The sequence below is a fragment of the Acidiplasma sp. genome (genome assembly GCF_038728925.1).
Lineage (GTDB): Archaea > Thermoplasmatota > Thermoplasmata > Thermoplasmatales > Thermoplasmataceae > Acidiplasma > Acidiplasma aeolicum.
In genome coordinates this window covers 1-11431 of the sequence record NZ_JAVYSZ010000005.1, presented here as the reverse complement: position 1 = coordinate 11431, position 11431 = coordinate 1, and the positions used below count along the sequence as shown (strand labels likewise).

11 protein-coding genes and 1 tRNA gene are annotated in these 11431 nt (G+C 34.6%); 7 read left to right on the top strand and 5 right to left on the bottom strand.

The window, feature by feature from the left end:
- Position 1: 1 nt before the first annotated feature.
- Positions 2-931: a pyridoxal-phosphate dependent enzyme gene (locus QXW15_RS03060; RefSeq protein WP_055040830.1), complete on the bottom strand. Its 930-nt coding sequence runs from the start codon at positions 929-931 to the stop codon at positions 2-4.
- A gap of 139 nt (positions 932-1070) precedes the next feature.
- Positions 1071-1841, bottom strand: coding sequence for a D-aminoacyl-tRNA deacylase (locus tag QXW15_RS03055; protein ID WP_055040831.1), 771 nt, complete (start codon positions 1839-1841; stop codon positions 1071-1073).
- 140 nt (positions 1842-1981) lie between these two features.
- On the opposite strand from QXW15_RS03055, the gene QXW15_RS03050 reads away from it, so the two are divergent.
- From QXW15_RS03050 to QXW15_RS03030, 5 genes are all read left to right on the top strand, one after another.
- Positions 1982-3298 carry a hypothetical protein gene (locus QXW15_RS03050; RefSeq protein ID WP_055040832.1) on the top strand — a complete coding sequence of 439 codons (1317 nt, stop codon included), beginning with the start codon at positions 1982-1984 and terminating at the stop codon, positions 3296-3298.
- 61 nt (positions 3299-3359) lie between these two features.
- Entirely contained in the window at positions 3360-4661 is a 1302-nt protein-coding gene (glyA, locus tag QXW15_RS03045; protein WP_048102025.1) for a serine hydroxymethyltransferase, read from the top strand.
- Positions 4662-4805: 144 nt separating this feature from the next.
- On the top strand, positions 4806-6260 hold the full coding sequence (locus QXW15_RS03040) for a cytochrome ubiquinol oxidase subunit I (RefSeq protein WP_231563437.1): 1455 nt from the start codon (positions 4806-4808) through the stop codon (positions 6258-6260).
- A 5-nt stretch (positions 6261-6265) separates the two neighbouring features.
- Positions 6266-7342 (top strand): hypothetical protein, encoded by a 1077-nt coding sequence (locus QXW15_RS03035; protein WP_048102027.1) that lies wholly within the window; start codon positions 6266-6268, stop codon positions 7340-7342.
- 49 nt (positions 7343-7391) lie between these two features.
- Positions 7392-7464, top strand: a tRNA-Pro gene (locus QXW15_RS03030).
- A gap of 165 nt (positions 7465-7629) precedes the next feature.
- On the opposite strand, the gene QXW15_RS03025 is transcribed toward QXW15_RS03030, so the two are convergent.
- Complete coding sequence (locus QXW15_RS03025) at positions 7630-7839, bottom strand: CDGSH iron-sulfur domain-containing protein (protein ID WP_048102028.1); 210 nt, start codon at positions 7837-7839, stop codon at positions 7630-7632.
- Between the two features lie 82 nt (positions 7840-7921).
- Between QXW15_RS03025 and QXW15_RS03020 the strand changes: the two genes are divergently transcribed.
- Positions 7922-9292 (top strand): bifunctional ADP-dependent NAD(P)H-hydrate dehydratase/NAD(P)H-hydrate epimerase, encoded by a 1371-nt coding sequence (locus QXW15_RS03020; protein ID WP_048102029.1) that lies wholly within the window; start codon positions 7922-7924, stop codon positions 9290-9292.
- A gap of 24 nt (positions 9293-9316) precedes the next feature.
- Positions 9317-10492 (top strand): AMP-binding protein, encoded by a 1176-nt coding sequence (locus tag QXW15_RS03015; RefSeq protein ID WP_287960062.1) that lies wholly within the window; start codon positions 9317-9319, stop codon positions 10490-10492.
- On the opposite strand, the gene QXW15_RS03010 is transcribed toward QXW15_RS03015, so the two are convergent.
- Both QXW15_RS03010 and QXW15_RS03005 read right to left on the bottom strand, forming a co-directional pair.
- Positions 10464-10961, bottom strand: coding sequence for a hypothetical protein (locus QXW15_RS03010; protein WP_342789945.1), 498 nt, complete (start codon positions 10959-10961; stop codon positions 10464-10466). The genes QXW15_RS03015 and QXW15_RS03010 overlap by 29 nt on opposite strands.
- A gap of 51 nt (positions 10962-11012) precedes the next feature.
- Positions 11013-11369 (bottom strand): MarR family transcriptional regulator, encoded by a 357-nt coding sequence (locus QXW15_RS03005; protein WP_175266884.1) that lies wholly within the window; start codon positions 11367-11369, stop codon positions 11013-11015.
- Between the last annotated feature and the right edge of the window lie 62 nt (positions 11370-11431).

Below are 11431 nucleotides of genomic sequence, written 5' to 3'. Positions count from 1 at the left end.
TTTAATTCCTCCCCGTAAGAAGTATAACACATGTTTCGTCCCTAACAACCCTTAGAGCCCCTGATACGGCAGAGCATGAGGCGGGAAGCACGGATAAACCATCGAGTCTTTCAAGCTCTTTTGATATATATAACATCTCCTCATCTGTTGAATAAAGGGCCCGGCCATGTGTTTCATATAAAACATTAAGGGCCTTCTGACCATCATATGACCTGTAGGCAACAAGGGGTTCATTTATCTTTGTTTCCTGAATATTATCTGGATTTAATTCCCTTATTTTTTTATAACCCCTTAAAAATGAATATATGATTGGGTTGCCATTGATTGTGCTATTGGCTATAAATGATGGAATTTTTTCTCCTGTTTTCATTGATATTCTCTTAAAACCAAGGTAGACACCGTACATTGTTGTTCCATTGCCAACAGGCACTGAAACGTATTCCGGCATTCTTCCAAGCTCATTATATATCTCCTCAGAGATTGTGGAATATGAATAATAATCAAGCTTTGAGTTGGCTGAACCGGGGCTTGCATCATACCATCCATTTGAGGCCGATAGCTCCCTTATATAATCCACCATTTCCTCATATTTCACAGGCTTTTCAATTATTTCTCCACCATAGTATGATATTTCATCCCTTCTGGCGCTAATATAATCTGAGGGTATTCCTATAACGGAGTGAAGGCCGTATTTTCTTGCATAATATGCTATGGATGCGCCATAATTACCACATGTTGCAACAGATATTGTATCATATCCATGTGCAATTGCATTTTTTACATGGTTTTCGGAAATACGATCCTTCTGTGTACCTGTGGGATTATAACCCTCATATTTAAAATAAATATTCTCCCTTTTTAAAAAATTACCAAGATCAGAGTCTTTTATTAATGGCCTACCTGGAGGCTTTTCCTCCATATCTATTTCCATTTTTTTCACTTGTTAAACAATTTAATAATTTATAATATATAAATTTTTACCATTTAAATATAATTTCAGCCCCTGCATTTATAATATAAGGTTAAAAATAATAGTTTTTAATAATTCAAATACCAATTATTTTTAAAAATTAATCCCTTATTATTTCAAGGGAATATCTGTCTGCAACATCCTCAATCATTGATTTTACCCTTGCCTTTGTACCATGCGAATCCATTAGAAAACCAGAGCATAACGGTGTTTTAATTACTGCGTTTTCAATTTCTTCTAAACTAACAGTATCGTGAACATACTTTGGTATTATATGGCCGATGTTTATATCATTTTTAAAAAAATATTCACTTATCTTTGGTGCGTAGTGACCACCACCAACACCAACGAAATTCTTATATTTTTTAATTTCCGGATTTATTATGGAACTTACCATTATTTCCTGTATGTTTTCCCGTGACCATTCTGATTCTGTTGTTCCTATTTCAATAAAGAATGATGGCTTTTCAAGATATGGCCCATGATGTGTTGCCTCAAAGGTTACCTCAAAATGATTATCATTATAGTTATTTTTAATATACCTCAGGCTGGCACTCATGTATTCGGGATCAGACATTACTATAATGTTGCTTTTTCCACCAAGCGCTGCCTCTCTAAAATTTCCAATTGGGTGAACTGTTAATGATTTAACCCCAGCGCTGGATGAATGTTTAGATAGAAATATGACAGTACTAACATTGTCATGTATCGTTAAATTAGAGTAAATATGGAGTTCTTTAATAAACATTAATGTATAATCACCATACTTATATTCTGATTCACCAGTTCTTTCAAAAGGAAAAATCTCAAGCAATTTTTTAGCCATGGCAGTGCTTGCCCCGTCCTGTTCAGATGCAATTATTAAGATCATTTGAATGGTAATTACCTCAAATTATAAGTTATTTTGTAAGTTTTGAGAAATATTGTATAATTATAAATATATTTTAATTAATAATTTAGTGAAATAAGCATATAATAAACCTTTAATAGGTAATTTAGTTATTTAAACTTATGAAGATTAAGATAATAATAGCCACAATACTTGTAGCGTTTATGCTTTTAGGTGTTATGTCCGCCCTGCCTGCCGTTCAGGGAAATGTTAACAGCATGTCCCCTTCCAGCGGGATGGGAGCCGGAATGGGATTTTCTGGAACGATAACTAACCATTTCCATAGCAGGGGGAATTATGGTGCAAAGCTTAATTATAATTATAAAAACAATACAGTATACGGGCAGTATTTAAAATTGAATTATAAAAATGGATATTTCTCAAATATAACATACAATCCAACAGGAACCATGATAATTAGCAACATGTATGCAAATTCTTCACTTACCTCAAGCCCCATTACTAATCCCTTATTTAAGTCGGGCTCCTCAGGTTATAGTTCTATAAACACCCTTGGCAGTCTTATGATTTATTACAATTATTCAACTTTTATAGTAATGCACAACAATCCTGCACTGGAGGGCAATATAATGATTCATGATACGTATTTTCATATAAATGCCCCGTCGGGTGCTAAAATTTACAATACTACAAACAATATGCAGGTCAGTGCGTCGGCAAATGCCTCTTTAAATGCACAGGCCAATAGCACGGTATTTGGAAACGCTTCAATGTCTGTCAATGTTATGGCCAACTTTAATCATGTAATAAATGCGGGAAAAAATATGATAATAATAGACAATAATGGAACAGTTGCATTCATATTTGTACATAATGGAAAATTCGTAATTAAAGGTCAGAATATAACCATAATGCCAGTAAATGGCGTGGCATTTATTAACATTGTTATTCCACCCGGAATGCAGAAGGTACCGGTAAATACAACATTAACCAGTGCAATTTTAAAGGGTAAAATAGCGTCTGAAATAGCCCTGGAAAGGGTTAATGGCACACTGGAAAACAACACAGTGAACTATAACTCGTCAATAAACTTTAAATTTGACAAAAATACGACAAGCAACGCTGTTTTTGATGTTAACTCAACAGTAAACCATTCAACAATTGTGGCCATATTTATTAGTAACAGTGTGTTAAAGGACAACGGGCATGCCTATGTTAAATTTGATGGCAGCGTTGCAAAGGAGGTAAATGTATCAACCCTGCTAAATGAAACAAGCACAACAACGCCCTATTATTCATATGTTAATACAAGTTCGGGAATGTTCATTATGCTTTATGTACCACATTTTTCAAACCATGTGATTGAGGTCTCAAATGTGCCATTTACCAGTTATACAATGTACTACATAATAATAGGTGTGATAGTTATAATTGCAATAATCGGCTCTGTGATATATATTGAGAGAAGAAAAAAATAAAATAAATTTATTTTTTATATAAAACTAAAATTAGATATACTTTTTAATGTTGTCTATTTTAATGGTAAACAGAGAGGATGAATTTTTAGAGGATGCCTTGTATATTAGACAGCTTGCCCAGAAACATAACAAATTTTTTGAGGAGAGTATTCCTCTTATTGCTTCTGAAAATATAATGAGCCCAATGGCCATGGAGATGCTTTTAACTGATTTCGGCTTTAGATATGCAGAGGGATTGCCACATAAGAGGTACTATCAGGGAAATTATTATGTTGACCAGCTTGAGGATAGGGTAATGGATCTCGGCAGGGAATTATTTAAATCCAAATATGTTGACCCCAGGCCATTATCTGGAACAAATTCCAACATGGCTGTGCTATATGCATTTACAAAACCTGGAGATCTAATCGCCACGCCATCACTTTCTGGAGGGGGACACATAAGCTCTGCCTCATTTGGTGCTGTTGGTTTTAGGGGACTTAAAACAGTAAATTATCCCTTTGATATAGATGAAATGAATATAGATGTGGATGGCACAATAAAACTTTTGAAGCAGAATAAGCCAAAGGTATGCTGGTTTGGTCAGTCTGTATTCCTCTTTCCTACCCCGTTAAAGGAATTAAATGATGTTTTTAATGAAATTGGCGCAACCGTGGTTTATGATGGTGCACATGTCCTTGGATTAATAGCAGGAAAGCAGTTTCAGGATCCATTAAGGGAGGGGGCCGAGATTATAACAGGAAGCACGCATAAAACACTGCCTGGACCGCAGCATGGCATAATTATTGGTGAAACCAGTGAGGATAAATGGAAGAAGGTACAGCGTGGCGTCTTTCCTGGAACATTAAGCAATCATCACATCAATGCAATGGCTGCCCTTGGCATAACCCTTGCGGAACATTTACAATTTGGTGAGGACTATGCAAAACAGATAATTAAAAATGCCCAGCTTCTTGGAGAGGAACTAAATAAATATGGTTTTAAGGTTCTTGGTGAAAAAAATGGATTTACAAAATCCCACACGCTCGCTGTGGATGTATCTGCACAGGGTGGTGGAAAGTATGTTGCTGAAACCCTTGAAAAGGCAGGCATAATACTTAATAAGAACCTATTACCCTATGATGATAATAAAAAATCACAGAATCCAAGCGGAATAAGAATAGGCACCCAGGAAATAACCAGAATAGGATTCAAGGAGGATGATGTAAAACATCTTGCTGAACTAATCAATGATATAATCATGAAAAATAAAAATATTGAAAAAATGAAATCTGAGGTCGCTGAATTCAAGTCAAAATTCACGGAAATACAGTATTGCTTTGGAAAATTTAGACCTTATCAGTACATAAATATATACAAATAAATTTCTTAATTTATGAATTTATAATCATAAATTGATATATTATATATATATTATGACGATTTAGGTAAAAAATAAGTTTAAATATGATTTTGTTATATAATACCGATTAATATGATAATTTCTTATCCGAATTGGGATGCTGCTATGTTTGCGTATACAATTTCAGCCCATATACTGCTTGTATCATTGAGTATGGGCCTTGCCATAACAGTTACCATAGCCGAATTCCTTGCGCTAAGAAAAAAGGACAAGTATTACGATACACTTGCATATAAATTATCAAAGGCACTGGTGATATTCTTTGCAGTAGGTACTGCTTCCGGTACGGTTATGGCCATGGAACTGTTCCTGTTCTGGCCAACCTTCATGAGGCTTGTTGGCGAGGTTTCTATGGGGCCATTTTATGTTGAGGTATTCTCGTTCCTTCTTGAGGCCATTGCACTGCCAATGTACGTTTATTTCTGGAAGGACTTTAAAAACAGATGGGAGCACTGGGGGTTATCGCTGGCAGTTACAATAGGAACCTATCTTTCAGCGTTTACGGTCACAGAAATAAATGCGTGGATGAATACACCCAATGGGTTTAACATATCTGAGTATCTTGCATCAGGTGGCAAGGTAATTACTGGAGTTAACCCATTTCAGCCATTCTTAACAGTATCAACGGCAGCAGAGGAGCTTCACATGTCAGGTGCAGTATACTATGCAGGAATTGCAATGATCTTTGGATATCTTGTTTATAAATACATGAAAACCACAAATGCATCTGAGAAAATGATATACAGAAGGGGAATAAATATAACAGCAGTATTTATGATACTTGATATAATATATCTTGGTATAACCGGATCTAATGAGCTTTCAACACTGCTTGTCATAGAGCCAATTAAGTATGCAGCACTTGAGCAGGATCTGGTTCCCACAACGTATGGGGCGCCTGAACATATATTTGGTATACTTATAAACCACCATCCTGCATATTATGTTAACCTCCCGCTTGCCCAGTCACTTCTTGCTTATCCATTTACCTTTGGTCACGGATACATTCCGGGACTTATAAACCTAACAACCTATCATGGTGTAACCGATTATGCTGTATGGCCACCATCATTCGTCCATGATACACTTGACCTTATGGTTGGCTTTGGAGTATTAATGGGCTTCTTCTGGTTATATGTCGTTGTTCAGTATTTCAGGAAGAAGGATCCATTAAGCCAGAAGCACACATTAATTGGAGGCCTTGTGGTTGCTGTAATGGGAGTGTTTACAATGGAGGATGGATGGTACACAGCAGAGGTTGGCAGGGTTCCATTTATTATTAAATCACCAACACCGGGTGGAATACTTGTTAACGGCCATATGTATTATGGTGTAATGACCATTGCACAGGCTGCATCAACATCACCCATAGTATTTCCTCTGGGTATTGCAATAATAGCGTTTTACATAATAATATTCCCGATAACCTTTTACTACGCCGCAAAGGTAATGAAACTCTCAAATGTTGAGGAGGATCTAAAGCTCGGAGAGGGGGACATAATAAAGGAAGAGGAAAGGAAGAACAAAGGGTCTACCGGCACCAAGGCTGGAATGAGGTGATTAAAATGGATTACTTATTTTCTATACATTTTGATGTTTTATTTCTTATTGTTGCGGTTGCTTCCATGGTAACAATGTTTGGAACAGAATTGATGGCTGTTGTTCCTGTAATAACCGGTTTAAAGAATGACAAGGTAAGATTAAATGTGCTTTCATACATTGTCCCGGTTTGGGAGGTTGTTGGTACATTCTTTGTGCTTTGGCTTGTTGACATGGAAAATGTTATACCTGTTTTAATGCCGGCCATGGCGTATTCATTATTCCCGTTATTCGCAATATTTATCTTCTTCCTCGTTGCGAGAAATGCTTTTATTATATATGCCGAGTTCATGTGGCATGGCAATAAATACTTCGATGAGAGAAAGCTATACATAATATACGGCGTTGCGACCTTCATAATGGGACTCATGGCATTTTCGATTCTTGCAGCAATCACAAGTGGATATGGAATGTACCTTTATGGATACGGAAAATATTCAAGCATTGGTTACTCAAACAGCTATACCAATTTTGTGAAATTATATTCACATGCAGATGTAATTGGATTTATAATCGGTGGACTAATACTTGCCAATGGAATAAGCAGGGTATTTTACAGACTTTCCGATATAAACAAACCCTTTGAAAGGGTTTTACCATTAATACTTGTCATAGTTGGTCTTGCAATATTTATGCCGTCCTATTATTTCCTGTCACTAAAGGATTACATGGTAAACTCAGATTTCATAATAATACCCATAATTCTTGCATTAATAATACCAATTCTTTATATGTTTAAGTCAACAACATATCTGGCCTCCTATAAACCTTTTGTAATTCTTTTAAGCATAATATCTGTTGCCTTCCTGGAACTCAGGGTTTATCCATATGTATTTGGATACTCCAATAATCCGGCATTCATTCCTGATGTATTAACAGACTCTGCAATGCAGTACCTTGCTTTAATTATATCCGTGGTGGGCGGTACATGGCTGGTATTAATGATGATATACTACGGATATGTATCAAATCACAGAATGGCAAAAATCATACCACCAAGGGAGACACAGAGAGATAAAACAGCAAACACAACAAAAAACTAAATTTTTAGTAATATAAATTATTATATACCTTTTTTAAATTATGTTCTTAGGGGCTGTGGGGTAGCTTGGTATCCTACGGGCTTTGGGAGCCTGAGACTCCGATTCAAATTCGGACAGCCCCATTTCCGCAATGATGAAAATTACCATTAAATGATTTATGATTAATGACGGGCAAGCTGAGCGGTTTTATAATAATTTTTATGGCAGGTATCTTGTTAAGTTTATTAAGAATAATTAAATATAAAACTATTAACATTGATTAAATAATGATTAAAAATTAAATTAATTTAGGGATTATCATAAAATGAGTTTACCTCAACACGATTGCCGTTTTTGTCGTATAAGAATATTCCCTGTCCCTCATCCACTGTTTTCATGTGGTGACCATCGCAGTATGGTTTGTTGTCTGATAAGCCGCATCCGCATATATGCACCTCCTTGTCGCCAACCTTAACAACATATGGCCTGTTTCTTTCATGCAGTACTATTCTTGACATAATTATAATATCAAAATCTATTATTAAAACATATTGTTTAAATCCGCGGTTAATATTAAGTACTCAAAAATAATTATTTTATATGGATTATATTGAGGCAAAAAGGGATGATTTAAATTACTCAAAAACCTACGGCGATACATACAATTTAATGATAAATGCAGGAAGGGCGGTGGCAAAATTCGTTTCATCAAAATTTAAACAGCATTCAAAGGTCTTAATTGTATGTGGAACAGGAAACAATGCGGGTGATGGTATTATGGCATCCAGTTTTTTAAACTGTATGGACGTTAAAATTCAGTTTATTAAAGAACCATTTGATCTTAAAACATATGAGGCAAGGAGGGCATTTAATGAGAATAATCAAAAATATTTTACCATAGAGGATCTGGATAAAAATATACAGGAATCTGAAATAATAATAGATGCAATTTTTGGTATAGGCATTAATGGCTCACCAAGGGAGCCATACAGTTCTGTAATATCCAAAATTAATTCAAGTGGTAAGATAATTGTATCGGTTGATGTGCCGTCAGGTTTCCCATATCCCGGATCTGTAAAGCCAGATTACACAGTTACATTTACAGGTATTAAGGATGGCATGACCAGTGAAACGTGTGGAGAAATAATTGTATCAGATATAGGCATTCCTGAAAACATAATTAAGTACTCTGGCCGTGGTGATTTATTATACATTCCAAAACCATTACAGGATTCACATAAGGGTATGAATGGCCGGGTAGCATTAATATCAGGATTCACATATTCAGGTTCAGCCATTATAGCGGCCAGGGCGGCATATAACACCGGGGTGGATCTGGTCAGGGTTTATACATCACAGAATAATTACAATATAATTTCTTCCTATTCGGCAGGTTTAATTGTAAGAACATTTAATGATCTTGATAATGATGACATTAATCAGAACGATGCCATACTAATTGGTCCTGGCCTTGGTTTAAACCCGGGATACAGGGATATCCTTATAAATATTATTAAAAAATATAATGGAATAATAATAGCAGATGCAGATGCATTAAAACTTTTAAGCCCAGGGCATCTTGAGGGTAAAAAATGTGCAGTTACACCACATGCTGGAGAATTCAAAATGTTTTATGGTGTTGATGCAACAGAGGAGAATGCAGTTAAAATGTCAAAGAAATATGGTATCATTACTGTATTAAAGGGCAAGGTGGATATAATTACAGATGGGGATAACATATTTTATACATCTGGTGGAAATGCAAGGATGACAATGGGTGGAACCGGAGATATGCTGGCAGGACTAATAGCCGGTATGGCTGCAAAGCATATTAATCTGATAAGGGCATGCATGATTGGCACTTATATAAATAAGGAGGCTGCAAGAATATGCTATGATGATCTGGGCTATTATTATTCAATAGATGACATGATTAATAAAATACCCTATGTTATAAATAATAAGATTTAAAAGTGGATTATACATATATTTTTAATGTTAAATTTCCTGAAGGGGCCCTTAAAGGTACCAGAAATATCTATATGCGAGCTTTTTGAAAGAAATGCAGGTGTAAATAAAAGCCAGCCCTTTATGATATTTAGGGGAAAATTCATAACATACTTCAAATTTAGCAAATACATAAATTCAATGGCCTATGAGTTAAAAGCTCACGGCGCATATCAAAATATAGTGGCAGTTGCAATAGAAAATCCACCAGAATTCCTGATATCTGTACTTGCTGCCATGAAGGCTGGTAATTCGGTTATGATATTTAATGAGGATAATTTAAACAACGAGGAATTGTTTTACTTCACTGTTAACAAAATGAACATAAAAACAGTTATTATTTGCAGTAAATATATAAAAAAAATAAAAATTCATGATGATTTAACATATATAGTTTCAGATGCAGGTTATTTTCTAACAACCGGAAAATCCCTTATAAATTCTTTAAAATCAAGAAATAGAATAAAATATGTTAAAAATATACTAAGCCTTGGGGATTTTATATATTCTGATAATTCCATTAATGAATACGCCAATAATCCTAATGTAAAGGTTATTTTTTCGGATGGTGAGAATATATTCGCATTCGATGATAATGACATAACCTCTGAAACAATAATAATCAACTACTGGATGCCAAAGATAGACAGAAGGCCATATTTTTACTCTACAATGCCGGTTAACACACCGCTTGGATTTTTATATGGAATTATGATTCCATTATCATTTTCTGGCACCTCCCTATATGGAGATTTAAAATTATTAAAAAAAATTGATGTGGATTTCTTAATATTAGATGGTATAGATCCCATAAATAACATGGGCATGGCATCCTATTTAGATGATATTAGATATTTTATTTCCCCAAATTACGATGAAAAACTGTATGAAAAAATATTAAAGGAATTTAAAAAGGGGTTAATATCAGGTTATTCAAGTAATTTATTGCTAACCACGCATTTAAATCCCTTTACTGACATAAGGCCAGGTTCCATGGGAATGATTTTAAACAACATTAATTATAAAATTGATGATGACCATATAATGTACATAAATTCTCCAATGGCAGCAGGTATATTTAACGGCAAGGAATTTATTAAACATGAATGGTACAGTACTTATAGGATGGTAAAAATTATTGATGATTACTTTTATCCTCTATAAATTTTTTATTAAAAATAAAGAGAAGCCTGCCAAATAAAAGCGCTGTGAAAAAATTTGCTACAGCATAGGCAATATAATAGTATAATGCTATTATTATACCCGTTCCCAGTTCATATGCAGGCAGTATCAGAAATACAAAAAACCACAGAATTAAGACCAGAAAATTTGTTTTTGAAATCATATCCTTACCGGGCACACGTTTATAATACTTAAGTAGCAGTATGGAAAAAATTATACCAAAAACTATCCCTATAATAAATAATGATCTTATTTGACCATCTATCAATTCAGTAAGGAATATTGAATAGTATGCAGGTTTAATTCCAAAGGCATCCACGATTTCATCTATAAATACTATTATAATTGCAAAATTAACTATTGAACTTATAATAAAATAGATAAAACCTGATATAAGACCGTTTTTAATTCCTGATGTTACACTCCCCATAAAAACAGATGGCAAATACACACATAACGTTTTCCAAATTCAATATAAAAATATTTAAATTTAAAATTTTATTTATTTCTGAAAGGTTTTTAACTGGTTTATTGTATTGTTTATTTCCTCTATTTTCTTTTCACGGTCGTTGATTATCTCTTCCAGTATTTCATTGAAATCCTTGGAAAGTTTGTAACCATGTATTGGTCTTCCCTTGCCCTCCTTTTTCATATTCCTTTTTACTATCCAGCCCTTTCTCCTGAGCCACTGCATGGCTATGGAAACCTCAGGCTGCCTTAAACCGGTTTCCCGTTCTATTTCCACTGATGTTATCTCGCCCTTATCCTTTATATATACCAGTGTGTATGCGACGCTTCTTGGTATGTCAGATACCATAAGATATTTGGCTAGCTTATTAACCTCTTCTGAAAGTGCCATAATAATCGGTTATTAATATTATAATAATATATATATTTAACTATTTAAAATAAAATTAATAT